Origin of the sequence: Nonomuraea sp. CA-218870 (assembly GCF_050936535.1) — a bacterium.
Classification (GTDB): Bacteria; Actinomycetota; Actinomycetes; order Streptosporangiales; family Streptosporangiaceae; genus Nonomuraea; species Nonomuraea corallina.
On record NZ_JBNJMN010000001.1, the window covers coordinates 1,990,141 to 2,009,505 of the forward strand.

17 protein-coding genes are annotated in these 19,365 nt (G+C 70.0%); 9 read left to right on the plus strand and 8 right to left on the minus strand.

The window, feature by feature from the left end; all coding sequences use genetic code 11:
* Nucleotide 1 precedes the first annotated feature (1 nt).
* From ACQEUU_RS09880 to ACQEUU_RS09890, 3 genes are read left to right on the plus strand one after another with little or no spacing between them, the layout of a single operon-like run.
* Entirely contained in the window at nt 2–1,897 is a 1,896-nt protein-coding gene (locus ACQEUU_RS09880; RefSeq protein WP_433063246.1) for a hypothetical protein, read from the plus strand.
* 41 nt (nt 1,898–1,938) lie between these two features.
* On the plus strand, nt 1,939–2,526 hold the full coding sequence (locus ACQEUU_RS09885) for an HD domain-containing protein (RefSeq protein ID WP_433063249.1): 588 nt from the start codon (nt 1,939–1,941) through the stop codon (nt 2,524–2,526).
* Between the two features lie 25 nt (nt 2,527–2,551).
* Complete coding sequence (locus ACQEUU_RS09890; RefSeq protein ID WP_433063251.1) at nt 2,552–3,196, plus strand: YqcI/YcgG family protein; 645 nt, start codon at nt 2,552–2,554, stop codon at nt 3,194–3,196.
* Nucleotides 3,197–3,236: 40 nt separating this feature from the next.
* Here the strand turns inward: ACQEUU_RS09890 and ACQEUU_RS09895 are convergent, their stop codons facing one another.
* The 5 genes from ACQEUU_RS09895 to ACQEUU_RS09915 are packed head-to-tail and all read right to left on the minus strand — an operon-like array spanning nt 3,237 to nt 9,880.
* The gene (locus ACQEUU_RS09895; RefSeq protein ID WP_433063254.1) at nt 3,237–4,460 is read right to left on the minus strand and encodes an acyl-CoA dehydrogenase family protein; all 1,224 of its coding nucleotides are present in this window, start codon (nt 4,458–4,460) and stop codon (nt 3,237–3,239) included.
* Nucleotides 4,461–4,470: 10 nt separating this feature from the next.
* A complete protein-coding gene (locus tag ACQEUU_RS09900) occupies nt 4,471–5,448 on the minus strand; it encodes an ABC transporter ATP-binding protein (protein WP_433063256.1) in 978 nt (325 codons plus the stop codon).
* On the minus strand, nt 5,438–7,321 hold the full coding sequence (locus ACQEUU_RS09905; protein ID WP_433063258.1) for a dipeptide/oligopeptide/nickel ABC transporter permease/ATP-binding protein: 1,884 nt from the start codon (nt 7,319–7,321) through the stop codon (nt 5,438–5,440). The genes ACQEUU_RS09900 and ACQEUU_RS09905 overlap by 11 nt, the downstream gene beginning before the upstream one ends.
* Nucleotides 7,314–8,255 (minus strand): ABC transporter permease, encoded by a 942-nt coding sequence (locus tag ACQEUU_RS09910; protein WP_433063261.1) that lies wholly within the window; start codon nt 8,253–8,255, stop codon nt 7,314–7,316. Before ACQEUU_RS09910 ends, ACQEUU_RS09905 begins: the two co-directional genes overlap by 8 nt.
* Nucleotides 8,252–9,880, minus strand: a complete 1,629-nt coding sequence (locus ACQEUU_RS09915) for an ABC transporter substrate-binding protein (RefSeq protein ID WP_433063264.1) — start codon at nt 9,878–9,880, stop codon at nt 8,252–8,254. The genes ACQEUU_RS09910 and ACQEUU_RS09915 overlap by 4 nt, the downstream gene beginning before the upstream one ends.
* Before the next feature lie 139 nt (nt 9,881–10,019).
* Between ACQEUU_RS09915 and ACQEUU_RS09920 the strand changes: the two genes are divergently transcribed.
* Nucleotides 10,020–10,658 carry a TetR family transcriptional regulator gene (locus tag ACQEUU_RS09920; RefSeq protein ID WP_433063266.1) on the plus strand — a complete coding sequence of 213 codons (639 nt, stop codon included), beginning with the start codon at nt 10,020–10,022 and terminating at the stop codon, nt 10,656–10,658.
* On the opposite strand, the gene ACQEUU_RS09925 is transcribed toward ACQEUU_RS09920, so the two are convergent.
* Nucleotides 10,659–12,155, minus strand: coding sequence for a long-chain-fatty-acid--CoA ligase (locus ACQEUU_RS09925; protein WP_433063269.1), 1,497 nt, complete (start codon nt 12,153–12,155; stop codon nt 10,659–10,661).
* Nucleotides 12,152–13,546 (minus strand): PucR family transcriptional regulator, encoded by a 1,395-nt coding sequence (locus ACQEUU_RS09930; protein ID WP_433063272.1) that lies wholly within the window; start codon nt 13,544–13,546, stop codon nt 12,152–12,154. The genes ACQEUU_RS09925 and ACQEUU_RS09930 overlap by 4 nt, the downstream gene beginning before the upstream one ends.
* 190 nt (nt 13,547–13,736) lie before the next feature.
* Here ACQEUU_RS09930 and ACQEUU_RS09935 point away from each other — a divergent pair, with 190 nt between their 5' ends.
* Genes ACQEUU_RS09935 through ACQEUU_RS09955 form a run of 5 tightly spaced genes read left to right on the plus strand, consistent with a single transcriptional unit; the run spans nt 13,737 to nt 18,402 of the window.
* Nucleotides 13,737–14,495: an ABC transporter ATP-binding protein gene (locus ACQEUU_RS09935; protein ID WP_433063275.1), complete on the plus strand. Its 759-nt coding sequence runs from the start codon at nt 13,737–13,739 to the stop codon at nt 14,493–14,495.
* Nucleotides 14,492–15,202, plus strand: coding sequence for an ABC transporter ATP-binding protein (locus tag ACQEUU_RS09940; RefSeq protein WP_433063277.1), 711 nt, complete (start codon nt 14,492–14,494; stop codon nt 15,200–15,202). Before ACQEUU_RS09935 ends, ACQEUU_RS09940 begins: the two co-directional genes overlap by 4 nt.
* 1 nt (nt 15,203) lies before the next feature.
* Nucleotides 15,204–16,085, plus strand: coding sequence for a branched-chain amino acid ABC transporter permease (locus tag ACQEUU_RS09945; protein WP_433063280.1), 882 nt, complete (start codon nt 15,204–15,206; stop codon nt 16,083–16,085).
* On the plus strand, nt 16,082–17,110 hold the full coding sequence (locus ACQEUU_RS09950; protein WP_433063284.1) for a branched-chain amino acid ABC transporter permease: 1,029 nt from the start codon (nt 16,082–16,084) through the stop codon (nt 17,108–17,110). Before ACQEUU_RS09945 ends, ACQEUU_RS09950 begins: the two co-directional genes overlap by 4 nt.
* Nucleotides 17,111–17,115: 5 nt before the next feature.
* The gene (locus ACQEUU_RS09955) at nt 17,116–18,402 is read left to right on the plus strand and encodes an ABC transporter substrate-binding protein (protein ID WP_433063287.1); all 1,287 of its coding nucleotides are present in this window, start codon (nt 17,116–17,118) and stop codon (nt 18,400–18,402) included.
* 46 nt (nt 18,403–18,448) lie between these two features.
* On the opposite strand, the gene ACQEUU_RS09960 is transcribed toward ACQEUU_RS09955, so the two are convergent.
* A complete protein-coding gene (locus ACQEUU_RS09960) occupies nt 18,449–19,345 on the minus strand; it encodes an NAD-dependent epimerase/dehydratase family protein (RefSeq protein ID WP_433063289.1) in 897 nt (298 codons plus the stop codon).
* Nucleotides 19,346–19,365 lie beyond the last annotated feature (20 nt).

A 19,365-nucleotide genomic window follows, 5' to 3' on the forward strand; every position in this document is an offset into this window, starting at 1 on the left:
CATGGCGGGGAAAGAGGTCGCCCGGCCCGCGGTGGTCTACATTCATTTCCTCGACTATTATCACTATACTCGTGCTCGAATGAAATGGCGAATAAGTGTCAAGGCTATTCGCCAGGAGGCGCGACGGGCGCTGAGGCTCGCAGTGCTATACGCTGACGAATTGATATTGCCTGCCTCCTCTTTCTTTGAAAGCGGGCTCGCACGTGACCTCGTGCGTGAGCATGCGGAGTTGGTGGATCTCGGCTACCTATGGATTTCCGCAGCGGAGCCCAGCCTCGAAGAGCATCGCGAGTCGAAGCTGGACCAGTACGATCGAAGCTCGCCGCGGGAAATCTATCTCGCCTACAAAAAACGACACGCTTTCCACCTGCCGCCTTACCGGCAGCGAGTCGGCAGCTCGACCCGCACAATAACCGAAAGGTGGCTTGGGGTCCTCGGTGGAGAGGACGTCCGCAAGCAACTCGACCCAGGGGCGGTTCTCGACCTTCCGAGTGGTCTCGGGGAGCGCTGGTCTTCGATCCCCGACAGCCTGCAGGGCCGAGCTTTCGTGACCTCGCATGTCGTGGACCTCCTGCGGCGACAGCGGATGGAAATGCCCGGCTACCTGCTTGACCCCATCATCGAGGGCGCGTACGTCGAAAGCTATACGGGCCCACTTGACGCGAAGCTTGTGGGCGGCCTGGTCTACCTGCGAAGCCCTTTCGCCATGCAGGCAGATCGCGTCTCGTTCAGGTACGACCAGGTAACCAGATCTCTTGTGGCCCTAGATCTGTTGCACCCCCTCGACGCAGCATCCGCAAGCCAGCTGGTCCGGCTGCGCCTGACGCCTGAATGGCGCTACCTCGCGGCATGGATGAGCAGGGGGGAGCGGATGGGAGCGAGAGCTGCGGAGAACGCAAAATTTCTGATCGGGCTCCTTAGGAAGACTGCCGACGAGCGCCGCCCCATAATGACGAGCACCTCGGGGTCCATGAGGAGGGCGGGCATGCCGGCCATCGGGATCGTCACCGCGCTCACGGAGGAGTACGTCGCGATGAAGAATCTCCTGGAGGCCGTGGCTCCCCGGCAGGTCGACGGGGATCCCAACGACTATGTACTCGGAGAGATACCTCGGCGCCGCGCAGTTTCCGCCGGAGGTAACCACCGCGTCGTTCTGACCCAGCTCAGGCGCATGGGTACGAACAGTGCTTCGTCGGCGACGGCGAATCTTCTGCGGACATTCCCCGGCGTGCAGGTGGTGATCCTGGTCGGTATCGCCTGCGGGGTACCGTGGCCGACCCGCCCAGAGAAGCATGTCCGACTGGGGGATGTCGTCATCTCCGACAGGAAGGGCGTGGTTCAGTTCGACCATGGATCCCGGACTGACGGGGTCTTCGAGGGTCGGGACATCACACCTCCGCCCTCGGCCCGGCTGATCGGGGCGCTCAACCAACTGGAAGCGGAAGCCATGGAGGGCATGTTTCCCTGGGAGGAGCACCTCGACAGTCTGGTACGAAAGCTTCCGACTTACAGACGGCCGCCAGCGAGCAGTGACAGATTGCTAGGTGACGACGGAGAAGTGCTGAAACACCCACGGGACGTTCTGCGCAGACGCGGCCGTTCTCGAGTTTTCCGGGGATGTATCGGATCGTCCAACACGCTGCTTCGGGACCGCGAATTCAGAGATCTCCTTCGTGACCGGTACGATCTTCGGGCCATAGAAATGGAAGGATCAGGTATCGCAGAGGCCGGATGGCAGTTCGGCTACTATTATATGGTGGTTCGTGGTGTTTCTGATTATGGTGATTCGGTCAAAAATGACCAATGGCATCGCCATGCGGCGGCGGTTGCGGCGGCATACACAAGATCATTGCTTGAAGTGTTGCCTTCCGAGACGGCTGAAGTGTTCAGCAGATAGACTTCTAGGCAGCCCGACGAGCCGAATCAGGAAGGGAAGCCATGAGCTGGGAACGAGATGTCGAATTTCTCTTCGAGATCGGTACCATGCGCCATGTCGTGCGGACGTGGCATCAGTTCGGCGGCGTGGACTTCGCCAATCTTGCTGAACACAGCCTCCGTGTCGGCTGGCTGGCGATGATTATCGCGCAGCGCGAAGGTGGCGACGTCGGCAAGGTTCTGCAAATGGCGGTGCTGCATGATTTGGCGGAGACGCGAACCGGCGATGTCAACTATTTGACACGTATGTATGTGGAGCGCGGAGAGAACGAGGCGTTCGCCGACTCCGCCCGTGATACCTCCCTGGAGAAGCAGCTCGTCAGCCTTTGGGAGGAATACGAGATGCAGGAGACACTGGAGGCGAAAATTGTCAAGGATGCGGACAACCTCGACTGTGACCTGGAGCTAGCCGAAAAGGCAGCTATCGGTGTGACTATCGCAGAGAAGCTGAAAGAGACGCGTGAGAGCGTCTTCTCGTTACTACGCACGCCGAGCGCGCGTGAGCTCTTTCGGCACATCTGGGCGGCTGAGCCACATTCCTGGCACCTCAATGGACGAAACCGGATGACCATGGGAGACTGGAAAAAATAGGCCGTCGGTTGCAGGTGGTCGGGCCATGGACGATGCTCAGAATTCAGGTTTCTCCTGGGTGATCGAAAATACTCTCTGTCCGTTCGCCCGGAGTGCCAGAGTGGCATACTGCCCACCTTGGGACTCGACGAGGCCCTTCCCGGAAAACCTCGAGTCAACAGCTCAGGCGTTAACTCGGCTGGTTGGACGTGTGGTCTCCGAACGCCTCCACGGCATAGTCATCGAAATTCACCATGGGAGGGTTCCCCTGACCTTCGCGTCGGTGCGAGGCGCGTTTTGCGACTTCATGCGGGGCCTGGCCGCATATGATGTCTCTGGGGTCAATTGCATGGACGGGGATCTGTCGCATCCAGACTGGCAGTTCGAGTTCGGTGGACAGCGGATGTTCACATCGGTGTTCGCGCCATGCTATGACGAGCACCACCCGAAGCACACACCCCGCCCAGGTGTTTTCTACGTATTCTTCCAGCCGGAGATTTCGTTCGACTTCTGCCATGTTCACCCCGGAAACAGCAAGGTCAGGCAGTTCATCCGGGCGGCTTTCTCAGCAGCCGGACGTCCTTATGACGGCGCACTGATAGACCGGCGTGTGGAGGCGCATATCTACATGTTTCCGCGGAGACTCGGTGATGCGCCGGTTCGCTGGTGGGATGGAGCCATGCCTGGGTGACCAATGTGTGATCACCAGCCGGGGGCGGATGGGGGGGTGCCTACAGAGGCAGGTCGCCCGTGGCTGAGGTGGTGGAGCCGGTGGACTGGTAGGCGGCGATGGTGCGTTCGGCGATGCGCATCTGGTGGATCTCGTCGGCGCCGTCGGCGAAGCGGGCCCAGCGGGCGTGCTGGAACATGTGGGCCAGCGGCGTGTCGGTGGAGTAGCCGAGGGCGCCGTGGACCTGGATGGCGCGGTCGATGATGCGGTTGAGGCTGTTGGCGACGAAGTGCTTGGCCATCGAGACCTCGGTGCGGAAGTCCTCGCCGCGGTCGATCTTGTAGGCGGCGTGCAGCACCATCAGCTTGCACTGGTACAGCTCCATCGCGGAGTCGGCGATGAGCCACTGGACGCCCTGCTTCTCGGCCAGGAGGGAGCCGTGGCTGTAGCGGTTGAGCGCCCGGTCGACCATCATGTCCAGGGCGGTCTCCGCCTGGGAGATCCAGCGCATGCAGTGGGCGAGCCGGGCCGGGCCGAGACGGTACTGGCCGAGGCGGTGGCCGTTGCCGCGCCCGCCGAGTATCTGGCTGTCGGCGACGCGCAGGTCCTCGATGACGATCTCGCTGTGGCCGGTCGAGCCGTGCATGGTCTCGACCTCGCGCACGTCGTTCCAGCCCTGCTGCGGCAGGTCGATGAGGAAGGCGGTGTTGGCGCCGCGGTGGCCTTCGGGGACGTCGTCCTCGGTCCTGGCGATGAGGATGGCGAAGGTCGCCCTGCGGGCGTTGGAGATGAACCACTTGTGCCCGTTGATCACCCATTCGTCGCCGTCCTTGACGGCCCGGGTGCGGATCAGGGTGGGGTCGGAGCCGGCGACCTCGGGCTCGGTCATGGCGAAGCAGGACATCGCCCGGCCTTCCAGCAGGGGCCGGAGGTACTTCTCCTTCTGCTCGTCGTCCGCCCAGTGCAGCAGCGTGTGCATGTTGCCCTCGTCGGGGGCCTGGCAGTTGAGCACCCACGGCCCGAGCCGGGTCTTGGCCGCCTCCGACTGCACCATCGCCAGCTCGACGTGGCCCAGCCCCATGCCGCCCCACTCCTTCGGCATGTGCGGCAGCCACAGCCCGGCGGCCTTGGCCTGCTCCCGCAGGGCGAAGATGCCGCGCAGGTAGGCGTCCCGGTCGCGCTCGCTCAGCTCCTCGCTCGCGGGGATCACGACCTCCTGGATGAAGGCGCGTACCCGCTTGCGGATCTCCTCGTGCTCGGGGGCGAGGGTGAAGTCGATGGCCATGAGCGTTCTCCTAGAGGTCGGGGAAGTGGCAGGCGACGTAGTGGTCGCCGCCGTTCACCGGGCGGATCTCGGGTTCCTCGCGCGTGCACCTCTCGGCGGCGCGCGGGCAGCGGGTACGGAAGCGGCAGCCGGACGGCGGGTCGACCGGTGAGGGCGGTTCGCCGCTGATGAGCCGGTCCGCCGGGGGCAGGTCGAGCCCGCTGCCGGGGATGGCGGCGAGCAGCGCCTTGGTGTACGGGTGGGCGGGGCGGGCGATGAGCTCCTCGCTGGGCGCCAGCTCGCACGTCTTGCCGAGGTACATCACCATGATCCGGTCGCTGACGTTCTTCACCACGGCCAGGTCGTGCGCGATGAACACCAGCGTCAGCCGGTAGCGCTCCTTGAGGTCCTCCAGCAGGGCGAGGATCTGCGCCTGCACCGACACGTCCAGCGCCGACACCGGCTCGTCGCAGATCACCACCTCGGGCTCCAGCACGAGCGCCCGCGCGATGGAGACGCGCTGGCACTGCCCGCCGGAGAACTCGTGCGGCCGGCGGACCGCGGCCGTCGCCGGGTCCAGGCCGACGGCCTCCAGGACCTCGTCCACCTTGCCGGTGCCGGACCCCCAGACCAGCGGGCCCTCCTCGACGATCTCCCGGACGCGACGGCGCGGGTTCAGCGACGAGATCGGGTCCTGGAAGATCATCTGTACCCGCCGCCGGACCCTGCGCAGCGCCTCGCCGCGCAGGGTGGTCAGGTCGAGCCCGTCCAGCCGCACCGACCCGGCGCGCGGGCGGGGGAGCTGGACGAGCGCCTTGGCGGTGCTCGACTTGCCGCACCCGGACTCGCCGACGATGCCCAGCGTCTCGCCCCTGGCCAGGTCGAAGCTCACGCCGGAGACCGCCCTGACCGTGCGGCCGCGTCCGGCGGGGAACTCCACGTACAGATTCTCGACCTGGAGCAGCACTTCGTCACGCGGGCGCAGGTGCGCCGTCCCGCTACCGGCCATGGGTCCCGGCTCCTTCCGGTGCGTCGTCGAGTGCCGTGCCGGTCGGGTACCAGCAGGCGTAGTGGTGGTCGCCGGCCTCCGCGAGCAGCGGGGGAGCCTCCTCGGCGCACCGGTCCTGGGCGTACGCGCAGCGCGGCCGGAACGGGCAGCCCGGCGGCACGTCGGACAGGTCCGGCGGGCGGCCGGGGATGACCCGCAGCCGGTGGTGCGACGGGTCGGTGAGCCGGGGCGCCGCCTGGAGCAGCGCCTCGGTGTACGGCATCCGGGGCCGGGCGAAGACCTGTTCGGCGGGGCCGTGCTCGACGACCTTGCCCGCGTACATGACGATCACCTCGTCGGCCCACTGCCGCACCACCGACAGGTCGTGGCTGACCAGCACCACCGCCATGTCACGCTCCTCGCGCAGCCGGTGGATGAGGCGGAGCACCTGGTCCTGGATGGTGACGTCGAGCGCGGTGGTGGGCTCGTCGGCGAAGAGCACGTCGGGGCCGCAGGACAGCGCCATGGCGATGGTGACCCGCTGGCGCATCCCGCCGGAGAGCTGGTGCGGGTAGCGGCGCAGCATCCGGGCCGGGTCGGGGATGCCGACGGAGGCGAGCAGCCGTTCGGCCTCCTGGCGGGCCCGCCGGCGGTTCATGCCGAGGTGCACCCGGAGCGGCTCGGTCACCTGGGCGCCGATGGTGCGCACCGGGTTGAGCGCGGTCATCGGGTCCTGGAAGACGGTGCCGAGCCGGCGGCCGAGCACCTGGCGCATCCGCTCGGGCGTGAACGCCGTCAGGTCGTCGCCCTCCAGGTGGACGTGCCCGCCCCGGGACACGTCGGTGGCGGGCAGCAGGCCGAGGATGGTACGGATCAGCATCGACTTGCCGGACCCGGACTCGCCCACGATGGCCAGGGTCCTGCCGCGTTCCAGCGTGAAGGACACCCCGTCGACCGCCTTGACGGTGCCGCGCGGCGTGTGGATGTGCGTGCGCAGGTCGTCGACCTGGAGCAGGGCGCCGGTGACGGGCCGGGGCGCGGGGCCCGCGGGCAGCGGCGCGGCCTGCCGGGCCGGTTCCAGCCCGCTCTGCCGCACGTCGGTCAGCGCCCGCAGCCGGTCGCCGACCAGGTTGAAGGCGAGCACGGTGAGGAACATGACGACCGAGGGCGCGAGCACCACGTGCGGGGCGTCCTCCATCAGCGTGCGGCCCTCGTTGATGAGCCCGCCCCAGGTCGGGGTGGGGGCCTGCACCGACAGGCCGAGGAAGGCCAGGCTGCCTTCGGCCACGATGACGACGGCCATCCCGATGAAGGCGTAGGAGGCGGCCGGGACCGCCACGTTCGGCATGATCTCCCGCCACAGGATGCGGCGGTCGCGTACGCCGAGTACCCGGGCGGCGAGCACGAACTCCCGCTCGGCGAAGGCGAGCGTGGTGCCGCGGATCAGCCGGACCCAGGCGGGGATGCCGAGCACGCCGAGCACGATGAGCACGTTGCGCAGGCTGGCCCCGGCGAAGGCCACCACGGCCAGCGCGAACACCAGCGAGGGGAAGGCCAGCGCGATGTCGTTGGCCGCCATGATCACCGCGTCGGCGATGCCCTTGCGGTACCCGGCCAGGATGCCGAGCGGGGCGCCGAGCCCGAGGCCGAGCACCACCGCGCCGATGCCGACGCCGAGGGAGACGCGGGCGCCGTGCACCACGCGGCTGAGCACGTCGCGGCCGAGGCCGTCGGTGCCGAACGGGTGCTCGGCGCTGGGCCCGGACCGGGGCGGGCCGACCAGAGTCTCGTCGTAGCCGGCGAGGGGCAGCAGGTCGGCCAGCGCGGCGGCGGCCACGACCAGCCCGATCCACCCGGTCGCGAGCCAGAAGACCGGTCCGAGGCGCCTACGCACGACGGATCCTCGGGTCGACGACCGCGTACACGACGTCGACCAGGAAGTTGACCAGCACGTAGCCGACAGAGATCAGCACGACGCCTCCCTGCACGGTCAGATAGTCGCGGGAGAAGATGGAGTCGACGATGAGCCGCCCGATGCCGGGCAGCCCGAAGAGCGTCTCGATGATCACTGTGCCGCCGATGAGGGCGCCGAGGTTGAGGCCCACGGCGGTGATCAGCGAGATGGCGGAGGGCCGCAGCGCGTGCCGCCACAGGATGCGGCGCGGCGACAGGCCGCGGGCCCTGGCCAGCGTGATGTAGTCCTCCTGGAGGGTCGCGATCAGGTCGGCGCGCAGCAGCCGGGCGTAGACGGCGAGCTGCCCGCAGCCGAGCGTGATGGCGGGCAGCAGCACCGAGGTGATGTTCCAGCCCAGGTCCACCGAGATGGGCGTCCATCCGGTGGCGGGCAGGATCTGCCAGGTGACGGCGAAGAGCAGGATGAGCAGCACGCCGAGCACGAACACCGGCGTCGACAGCAGCGCGAAGCTCAGCGCGGTGAGCGCCTGGTCGAGGGCGCCGCCGGCCCGGCGGGCGGCGGCCACGCCCACCGGGATCGCCAGGCCGAGCGCCACGAGCTGCGCGGCGACGAGCAGCTCCAGCGTGACGGGCAGCCGCTCGATCAGCTCGTCGGCGACCGGCACCCGGGAGATGTAGGAGGTGCCCCAGTCGCCGGTGAGCAGGCCGCCCAGCCAGTCCGAGTAGCGGACCATCAGCGGCTGGTCGAGCCCCATGTCGGCGCGGAGCTGCGTGCGGGCCTCCTCCGTCGCCGAGATGCCGAGGATCTGCGTGACGGGGTCACCCGGCAGGAGGTTGAGCAGCCCGTACGACAGGAACGTCACCACGAGCAGCACCACCAGGAGCCGGACGAGCCGGTTGACGGCGAGGATCACTGCTTGCTGACCCAGATCTGGGAGAACGGGTGGTACGGGATGGGCGAGCCGGTCAGCGGCAGGCCCTTCTCCCCGTCGGGCAGCAGCTGCTCGCCGATGCCGCGGACCTTGGCCCTGGTGATGATCGCGCCGGTGGTGAGGTGGTCGAGGAAGACGTACGGCACCTGGTCGCGCAGCCGTTCCTGGACGGTGGCGTACGCCTTCTTGCGGGTGGCCTCGTCGGGGGACATCCGGCCGGCGTCGAGCGCCTTGCTCAGCCGCTCGTCCTTGAACCGGGTGAAGTTGAGCGAGACGTTGCCGACCGGCTGGGCGTAGGCCTGGTGCAGCCAGATGTACTCGCCGTCGGGGTCGGAGGAGGAGAACGCGGTCCACACGGTGGCGTGGTAGTTGCCGATGACCGCGCGGTTGATCAGGTCGGGCTGGTCGGCCTGCTTGATGGTCACCTCGATGCCGGCCTTGCGCCACATGTCCTGGGCCAGTTCGACGCCCTGCATGGTGTTGGGGTCGGGGGTGGAGATCACCTCGAACTTGATCGGGCCCTTCTCCGCCTCCACCTCCTTCACCAGGGCGGTGGCCTTGGCCAGGTCGTAGTCGGGATAGGTGCCCTGGTCGGCGTACCACTTGGAGTCCTTGGGCCATGGCCCGTCGGCGGGCTCCGTCAGCCCGCCGCGCAGGGTCGAGACGACGGCGGCGCGGTCGGTGGCGTGGGCGAGGGCGCGACGCACCCGGACGTCGTCGAGCGGCGGGACGGCGGTGTTGAGCATGAACGTGTACTCCGGCACGGGCATGCCCTGCGTCCGGTACACGGCGAAGGCGTCCTTCTGCCCGCCGTACTTGGTGATGTCCTCGTCGCGGGTGGTGCCCATGGCGTCGATGCCGCCGGCCTCCAGCGTCTGGGCCCGGGTCTGGCTGTCGGGCAGGATGCGGAACTCGACCTCGTCCAGGTACGGCAGGCCCTCGCGCCAGTAGCGGGGGTTCTTGGTCACCACCATCCGGCTGTCGGGGACGTACTCCTTGAACACGAACGGGCCGGTGCCGACCGGCTTGAGGCTGGCGGTGCGGGGGTCGGTCAGCGACGAGGGCGGCACGATCATGCCGACCTGGGCGGCCAGGTAGTAGGGGAAGGCGACCCAGGGCTGCTTGAGCTTGACCGTGACGGTCATCGGGTCGGTGAGCTCGATCGAGTCGAGCGGCTGGAAGACGGCCGTGTTGAGCGGTGACGCCTTCTGCGCCTCCAGGTTGGCCTTGACGATGTCGCCGGTCAGCGCGATGCCGTCGTGGAAGGAGATGCCCTCCCTGACCTTGATCGCCCATTCGTCGTAGGCGTCGTTGGGGGTGAGCGATTCGGCCAGGTACGGTTTCCAGTCGCCGGCGGCGTCCACGCTCACCAGTGGTTCGACGATGGTGGTGACCATGCTGTAGCTCTGTGCCGCGAACTGGTCGGTCACCGGGTTGAGCCCGTTCGCGTCGGCGCTCAGCCCGTACACCAGCCGTCCGCCCGCCTTGGGCGACGACGAGTCCGCCGGCGCCTCACCGGCCGGTTCGGCGGTGGGCCGCTCACCGCTGCACGCCACCAAGGTCATAACCGCCAGCGCGAGCGCCAACGGCGTCTTCCAGCGTTTCATCACGCCTCCTCCCGGACATCCCCCCGAGAGCAATTTCACCGATAGTACTATCGGTGAAATTCCGCACAAGCGCCAGAGCACGATCGTTACCGGGGAAGCGACCACACTAGAGTTATCGGTGGACGAGAGAGGGTGCCCCGTGACCAACACACCGCTCACCAGGAGCGAGGCCAAGGACCTGACCAGGCGCAGGCTCATCAGGGCCGCCCTGCGGATCCTCGACGAGGAGGGCGAGGCCGGCCTGACCACGGTCAAGGTCGCCAGGGCCGCCGGCATCGCGCAGTCCAGCTTCTACGTCCACTTCAAGGACAAGCAGGACCTCCTGCGCGCCCTCGGCGACGAGGGCGGCGAGCGCCTGCGCCGGGCCATGCGCGAGTCCCGCCGCCAGGCCCGCGAGGCTCCCACCGAGCTGGAGAGCCACCGCGACACCTTCCGCATCCCGCTGGAGGCCATCTCCCGGCACCCCGAGCTGCTGCGCCTCCAGCTGCGCGCCCGCCATGACCCGTCCTCGCCGCTGCGCGACTTCGCGCTGGAGAGCGCCAAGGCCTACCGCGACCACCACGCGGCCGACCTGGCCGCCCTCGGCTACACCGCCGACAACGAGCGCGACCGCCGCCGCCTGGAGATGATCGCCGAAGGCATCAACGCGGCCACCAACGCCCTGGCGCTCGGCCACCTGGAGGGCCGCTACCCCGAGCTGGAGGAGGCCGTGGACGTGCTGGTCGCGCTGTCGAGAGGCGCCCTGCGGTGGCTGCGCTCCACCCAGCCCGGCTCCTGATCAGACCAGCCCGCGATCGGCGCCGGCCGGGGGAAGCGTGATCGCGCGTTTGAGGATCTTGCCGGTCGGGCTCACCGGGAGCTCGCCGACGATCGCGACGTGCCGGGGATACTTGTACGCCGCCACCCGCTCCTTGACGAAGGCGCGCAGCTCGTCCGCGCCGACCGGCTCCCGCAGCGCCACCACGGCGGCGATCTCCTCGCCCAGCTCCGGGTGCGGCACCCCGACGACGGCGGCCTGCCGCACCGCCGGGTGCTCGTAGAGCACCTCCTCCACCTCGCGCGGGTAGACCGTGTAGCCGCCGCGCAGGATCACGTCGCGCCGCCGGTCGACGAGGAAGAAGAACCCGTCCTCGTCCACCCGCCCCAGGTCGCCGGTGTGGAACCAGCCGTCCTTGATGGCCTCGGCGGTGGCGGCCGGATTGTTCCAGTAGCCCTTCATCACGTTCGGGCCGCGCACCACGATCTCGCCGACCTCGCCGCACGGCACCTGGCGGCCGTCCTCGCCGACCACCCGCATCTCGATGCCGCGCACCGGCCAGCCGATCGAGCCGGCCCGGCGGCCGTCGCCGCCCCGGTTGGTGGCGGCCACCGCGGAGGTCTCGCTGAGCCCGTACCCCTCGACGATCGCGCAGCCGAAGCGCTCCTCGAAGGCGCGCAGCACGTCCAGCGGCAGCGGGGCGCCGCCGGAGACGCAGATGCGCAGCAGCGACAGGTCGGAGGCGCCCGGGTGGTCGAGCAGCGCGATGTACATGGTCGGCACGCCCTGGAAGACCGTCACCCCGTCGCGGCGGATCAGCTCCAGCGCCCGGCCCGCGTCGAAGCGGCTCATCAGCGTGAGCCGGGCCCCGGCGTGCACGGTCGCGTTGAGCGAGCACGTCTGGCCGAAGGAGTGGTAGAGCGGCAGCGCGCCGAGCACCACGTCGTCCACGCCGAGCGCGTGCATGCGGGCCACGATCGCGGCGTTGCCGCCCAGGTTGCCGTGGGTCAGCTCGATGCCCTTGGCCCGGCCGGTGGTGCCGGCGGTGTAGTGGATCACCGCGGTGTCGTCGTCGTCCCGCGTGACGACCTCCGGGTCTGCGGGCAGCCCGCGCAGCAGGCGGCGGAACTCGCCGGGCACCACGAAGAAGCAGTCGGTTCCGGTGGCGGCGGCGCCGGCCTCGGCGGTCTCGGCGAACGCGTGCCAGGCGATCAGCAGCCGCGGCCCGCAGTCGCTCACGTACGCGGCGATCTCGCGCCTGCGCAGCAGCGGGTCGAGCGGCACCACGACGGCCCCCATGCGCAGCACCCCGTAGTAGACCACGGCGAACTCCGGCACGTTCGGCAGCATGACCGCCACCCGGTCGCCGACGCCGATGCCGCGCCCGCGCAGCAGCGCCGCCACCCGCGCGGACATCAGGTCGAGCGCCCGGTAGCTGAGCACCGCGTCGTCCAGCGTGATGGCCGCCCGGTCGCCGAGTCGTTCGGCGCAGGTGTGGAGCCGGTCGGCGAGGTTCATGGGGACGACCGTACGCCGGAGGTCCCCCGGTCCTCATCGGTCGCGGTACCCAGTTTTTTCCGCTCGGGATTGGTGGGAGGCAGCGAGTCCTGCAGCGCGATCGCGACGAGCAGCTCGACGAGGTCGTCGATGCGGCGCAGGCTCCTGCCGGTGCGCTCCTGGATGCGGCGCAGCCGGTACTGAGCGGTGTTGGGGTGGATCTGCAGCCGCTCGGCGGCGGTGCGCAGGTTGAGGTCGGCGGCGGCGAAGGCCCGGATCGTGGCGGTCAGCACGCCGCCCCTGGCCCGGTCCTCGTCCAGCAGCGAGGTGATCCGCGGGTCCACGAGGTTGCGGGCGGTGTCGTCGGCGCCCAGGGCGAGATACTGGAACGGCGTGATGCGCGGCAGCGCGGCCACCCCGCCGTCCTCCGGCAGGAAGTCGATCACCGCCCGCGCCTCCTGGTAGGCCTGGGGGAGGTGCGCGATGCCCGCGGCCACGGTGCTGATGCCCATCGCGAGCACGATACCTTCGGCCAGCAGCGACTCCCGCAGCGCCTGCAGCCGGTCGCACAGCTCCTCCGGATCGCCGCCCTGACCGAGCACCGGGATGGCGACGATCTCCGACTGGCGCACCACCGACAGCGTCCGCCCGCCGGTCCTGGCGCCGCCGGCGCTCATCCGCGCCAGGGCCGCGCACGCGGCGTGCCGGGCGTCGGCGCCCCGGTCCGGCCCGCGCGGCACCACGCTGGGCGGGTCCAGCACGACCGCGACCACCACCAGCAGCGGCGTGCGGACGTCCGGGCCGAGCCCGTGCGCCTGCGCGGCGGCGAGCTGTGGCCCGCGCGTCGGCGCCGCGCCGGCCAGCAGCGTCTCCAGCAGGTCCCGGGTCTCGCGCACCGCCTCCGCGGCCGCGTACTGCTGGAACTCCATGTACGCGTTGGCGGCGTGCGTGCTGGCGAAGTCGCAGTAGCGCATGAGCGGGGCCGCCAGCGACAGCGCCGCCTCCCGCCCCGCGTAGGTGTGGCCGGCCCTGGCCAGCACCGACTCCCAGAACACCTGCTGGCCGACCCGGAAGGCGTTGATGTAGTCGGCCAGAGCCACCCCGGCCCTGGCCCGGCGCGCCGCCGCCTGGCGGACGTAGGCGATGTCCTCCGGTTTCACCGTCCGGTCCTCGAACAGCACGGCGAGCTTGCCCCGGTAATGGCGCACCACCTGGTCGCGCACGTCGGCCAGGAACGCCTCCGGCTGGGCGGCGTAGGCGGGGATCTCGGCGCGCATCGTCGCCACCGCGACCTCGGCCAGCCTGTCGAGGTCGGAGAGCAGTTCGGAGAGGATCCGCGCGCGCTGCGCCCGGACCGGCTCCGTACCAGTGAACGTTTCCGCGCCGGCGCGACCGCCGGAACCACTGGACATGTCCGGGATGATCCCCGCCGGTTGCGGGGAGGTCAACGGCTCGTAACCGCTCCGAGACAGTCGCTGTGTCCTGTGGACAACCTTCGGTGCGCAGGTTGGGTCGCCGTGCCCAATGCGGCCGGAGACGGGCCGAACCTACGCTGACCCCAACTTCAGAACATTCTTCCGCTCGCTGTGCCCAGGAGGCCGGATGCTGGAAGTACACGATCTCACTGTCCGGTTCGGCGGCATCACCGCGCTCGACGGCGTCGGGTTCTCCGTACGGAACGGTGAGATGGTGGGCCTGATCGGACCGAACGGCGCCGGCAAGACCACCCTGTTCAACTGCCTGACCCGGCGCTACCGGGCCGACGCGGGGCGGGTCCGCTACGAGGGCGAGGACCTGCTCGCGGTGCCGCCGCACGCCATCGCGGCGCTCGGCATCGCCCGCACCTTCCAGAACCTCGGCCTGTTCCCGCGCGTCTCCGTACGGGACAACGTGCTGGTCGGCGCGCACCACCGGGGCCGGGCCGGCTTCCTGACCGCGGCGCTGCGGCTGCCCGGCGTGCGCGGCGAGGAACGCCGGCTGCGCGCCGGCGCCGACGCGCTGCTGGAGCGGCTGGGCCTGTCGGCGGTCGCCGACCACCCGGCGGCCGGGCTGCCGTTCGGCACGCTCAAGCGGGTGGAGCTGGCCAGGGCGCTGGCCGCGGAGCCGCGCCTGCTGCTGCTGGACGAGCCGGTCAACGGGCTCAACTCGGCCGAGGTCGAGGAGTTCGCCGGCACCCTGCGCGCGCTGCGCGACGACCTGGACCTGACCGTGGTGGTGGTCGAGCACCACATGGGCTTCGTCATGAGCACCTGCGACCGGATCGTGTGCCTGGACTTCGGCAAGAAGATCGCCGAAGGCCCGCCCGAGGAGGTCCAGCGCGACCCCGGCGTCATCGAGGCCTACCTGGGGACGGCGGTATGAGCGAGCTGGTGGTCACCGGGCTGGACGCCGGGTACGGCGGCGCCCAGGTGCTGCACGACGTCACCTTCACCGTGGGCGAGGGCGAGATCTGCGCCATCCTCGGCCCCAACGGGGCGGGCAAGACGACCCTGCTGCGGGCGCTGTCGGGCCTGGTCAAGGGGCGCGGCGGCGTCCGGCTCGGCGGCGTCGAGCTGCTCGGCCGCCCGCCCGACGCGCTGGCCAGGATGGGCGTCGCGCACGTGCCGGAGGGCCGGGGCACGTTCATGCCGCTCACCGTCGAGGAGAACCTGCGCCTGGGCGCCTACACCCGGCGCGACGGCCTGGAGCAGGACCTCGACCGCATCTACGGCTACTTCCCCGCCCTCAAGCCCCGGCTCAAGCAGGCGGCGGGCAGCCTCAGCGGCGGCGAGCAGCAGATGCTGGCCCTCGGCCGGGCTCTCATGCTGCGTCCCAGGCTGCTCCTGCTGGACGAGCCGTCGCTCGGCCTCGCCCCGCTGGTCACCCGGGAGCTGTTCCGCATCGTGCGGACCATCAACGAACAGGAGCGCACCACCGTGGTCGTCGTCGAGCAGAACGCCCATCTCGCCCTGGGCGTCGCCCAGCGGGCGCACGTCCTGGAAACCGGGCGGATCGTGCTGTCGGGCACGGCGGCGCAGATCCGGCAGGACGAGCAGGTCGCCCAGTCCTACCTCGGATACCGGGTCTGACATGACCGGATTCCTGCAACAGGTCGTCCAGGGGCTGAGCACCGGCGCCATCTACGCCAGCCTGGCCCTCGCGCTGGTGCTGATCTACCAGTTCACCGGGATCGTCAACTTCGCCCAGGGCGAGCTGGCCATGTTCTCCACCTACGTCGCCTGGCAGTTCACCGCCGCAGGTCTGCCGTTCTGGCTGGCGCTGGTGCTCACGCTGGCCGTGTCGTTCGCGGGCGGCATGCTCATCGAACGGGTGATCATCCGGCCGGTCGAGGGCGCGCCCGAGCTGACCCTGGTGATCGTCACCGTGGGGCTGTTCATCTTCGTCAACGCCGCGGCCGGGTGGATCTGGTCGTTCCTGATCAAGGACTTCCCCAACCCGTTCCCCGGCGGCGCGTTCGAGGTGGGCGGGCTGAGCGTGGGCTTCCAGACACTCGGCGTGCTCGCCGTCGTCGGGGCCGTCATGGGCCTGCTCTACCTGCTGTTCCAGCACACCAAGATCGGTCTCGGGATGCGCGCGGTGGCCACCAACCCGGTCTCCGCCCGGCTGGTCGGCATCCGGGTCGGGCTGACGCTGGCACTCGGCTGGGGGCTGGCCTCCACCGTCGGCGCGGTGTCCGGCGTGCTGGTCGCGCCGCTGCTGTTCCTGGAGCCCAACATGATGGGCGGCGTCCTGATCTACGCCTTCGCCGCCGCCACGCTGGGCGGCTTCGACAGCCCGGCGGGCGCCGTCGCCGGCGGGCTGATCGTGGGCGTGGCCGAGACCCTGGCCGGCGCCTACGTCGGGGTCATCGGGTCCGACCTCAAGGTCGGCGTGCCGCTGGTGATCATCCTGGGCGTGCTGCTGCTGCGGCCCCAGGGCCTGTTCGGGCGAGCGGTGGTGGAGCGGGCATGAGTGAGTCGACACAGGTCACCGGCAGGGCGGCCGAAGCGCCTCCACGGGGGCAGGCACGGCCGCGCGGCCGGGCGCCGCGCAGGCAGTGGATCGTGGCAGGCGCGCTGCTGGCCGCCGCGGTCTACGCGCCGTTCCAGCTCGTGCCGTTCCACGTCTTCCAGCTCACCATGGTGCTGGTCTACGCGGTCGCGCTGCTCGGGCTGAACCTGCTGGTCGGGCACGCGGGCCAGATCTCGCTCGGGCACGGGGCGTTCTTCGCGGTCGGCGCGTACGCGTCCGCGATCATGATGTTCCACGGGGACGTGCCGTACCTGGTGACGCTGCCCGTGGCCGCCGCCGTGGCGTTCGCGCTGGGGCTGGTGCTGGGCGTGCCCGCGATGCGGCTGCGCGGCCTCTACCTGGCGCTCGTCACCCTGGCCATCGCTATCTTCCTGGTGCCGCTGCTCAAGCGGTTCGAGGAGATCACCGGCGGCTCCATGGGGCTGTCGCTGGCCAAGCCCGCGCCGCCCGCGTGGAGCGGCCTGGCCGAGGACCAGTGGCTGTACTTCCTCGCCCTGGCCGTCGCCGTCGCGGCGTTCCTGCTGGCCGCCGGGCTGTTGCGGTCCCGGGTCGGGCGGGCGCTGCACGCCGTGCGGGACAACGAGATCGCGGCCGAGGTCATGGGGGTGCGGCTGTCGTTCTACAAGACGCTCGCCTTCGCCTGGAGCGCGATGTTCGCCGGGGCGGCGGGCTGCGTCTACACGTGGGTGATCGGCTTCGTCTCGCCGGACTCGTTCCCCGTCACGCTGTCGATCACGCTGCTGGCGGGCATCGTCGTCGGCGGGCTCGGCTCGCTGCCGGGACCGGTGCTCGGCGCGCTGTTCGTGATGTTCGTGCCCGGCCTCGCCCAGGACGTCAACGACGCCGCACCCGGCGTGATCTTCGGCCTCCTGATCATCGCGGTGATGTACGTGGCCCCCACCGGCCTGGCCGGCCTGGCGGGGCGCGCGGCCAACTCTCTCAAGAAGACCCTCCGGAAGGGGTAACAGCAATGCGTTTGACTGCGATCGGCCGTACGGCGGTGACGGCCACCCTGGTGATCGCCGCGGCGGCCTGCGGAGGCCGGGGGGAGAGCGGCGGCGGGCAGGCGACGACCGGCGCCGCCCAGGGACAGTGCCAGGGACAGCAGACCACCGGCAGCACGGACACCACGCTCAAGCTCGGCGGCATCTACCCGCTGTCGGGGCCGGCGTCCGCGTACGGTGACATCCCCAAGGGCATCAAGGCGTACTTCGACTACGTGAACGCGGAGAAGGGCGGCGTCGCCGGGCGCAAGGTGGAGTTCGTCGTGCGCGACGACGGCTACCAGCCGCCGAAGGCCGTCGAGGAGGCGCGCAGGCTGGTCGAGCAGGAGCAGGTGTTCGCGCTGTTCCAGACGCTCGGCACCCCGTCCACGACCGCCACCTGGGACTACACCAACCAGCGCAAGGTGCCGCAGGTGTTCGTCGCCACCGGCGCCTCCCAGTGGGGCACCGACACCGAGCACCCGTGGACCATCGGCTGGCAGCCGAACTACGTCTCCGAGGCCCGCGTCTACGCCCAGTACCTCAAGACCGAGAAGCCCGACGCCAAGGTCGCCGTCCTCTACCAGAACGACGACTTCGGCGAGGACCTGTTCGGCGGCTTCAAGCGCGCCATCGAGGGCTCGAAGGTCACCGTCGTGGCGGAGCAGAGCTACGAGGTCACCGACCCGAGCGTGGAACCGCAGATGCGCAACCTCGCCGAGTCCGGCGCCGACGTGTTCCTGAACATCACCACCCCGAGGTTCGGCTCCCAGGCCCTGGCCGCCGACGCCAAGAACACCAAATGGAACCCGCTGCACATCGTCAACAACGTCGCCGCCTCCGTCACCGTGCTGAAGCCCGTCGGCTTCGAGAACGTGCAGGGCGTCGTGTCCTCCTCGTACTACAAGGACCCGAACGACCCGAGGTGGGCCGACGACGCGGAGATGAAGCTCTACAAGGAGAAGATGGCGCAGTACGCGCCCGGCGCGGACCCGAACATCCCGTACCTCACCTTCGGCTGGGCCGTGGCCAGCAGCTTCCACAAGGCGATGGAGGCCGCGCCCTGCAAGACCCGCGAGGGCCTGATGGAGTCGGTGCGCAACCTGCGCGACGTCCAGGTGGACATGCTCCTGCCCGGCGTGACCCTGCAGACCTCGGCCGACGACGCCTTCCCGATCGAGTCGATGCAGCTCATGGAGTTCAAGGGTGAGCGCTGGGAGCTGTTCGGCGAGGTGATCGACACCCGCAAGGAGTTCGGTCCGCTGACCAACTGACGACCGCGGGGGGCCGTCAGCGCGGCGGCCCCCTCGGCGCCGCCGCTCAGGCGCCGGACCTGCCCTTCAGCGCCCGCCCGTCCGCGTCGAGGTGGTCGCGCCAGGACCGCGACGGCCGCCAGCCGAGCAGCCGCACCGCCTTGGCGGAGGAGACGCCGGACGCGTCGGGCCTGGACAGCGGCCTGATCGGGATCGCCTCCCCGTAGACCGTCGTGATCAGGTCGGCCAGCTCGCGGCCGGCCGCGTTGTCCGGCGAGGCGACGCAGAACACCTCGTGACCCGTCAGCCCGGACTCGACGGCCAGCACGACCGCGTCGGCCAGGTCGTCCACGTCGACGTAGCTCCACAGCCCCGGGTCCGGCCGGTAGGGGTCACGCAGCACCGGGCCCAGGTTGCGCTCGTAGGTGCCCTCGTGCTGCACCCAGGTCGGCCGCAGCGAGACGCACCGGATGTCCGACCGGCGCACCGCCGCGTCCATGAGCTGCTCGCCGAAGTGCTTCGAGAGCGCGTACGGGTCCTGCGGCGCGATCGGATGGGCCTCGTCGATCGGCGCGTACGCCGGCAGGCACGGCCGGTCGGCGAAGAAGAACCCCGGCACGGTCGCGCTGGAGATGTTGACGAACCGCGGCACCCCGAGCGCCACCGCCGCCTCGATCAGGTTGAACGTGGCCATCAGGTTGTGCCGGAACACCACGTGCGGCGGGTCGTGGGCGGGGTCGGGGATCGCCGCGGCGTGCACCACGGCCTCCGCCCCGCGCGCCACCGCGAACGCCTGGCCCGCGTCGGTGAGATCGGCCCGCAGGTAGCCGGGCTCCCCGGGGCCGGGCCGCTCCCAGACGGGGCGGGTGAGGTCGACGGCCGTCACCTCGTGTCCCGCGGCCAGCAGGGCGCGCACCGCCGCGCGGCCGACCTTGCCGTGGGCACCCGTCACGACGACCCGCATGGCACCCTCTCCTCATGATC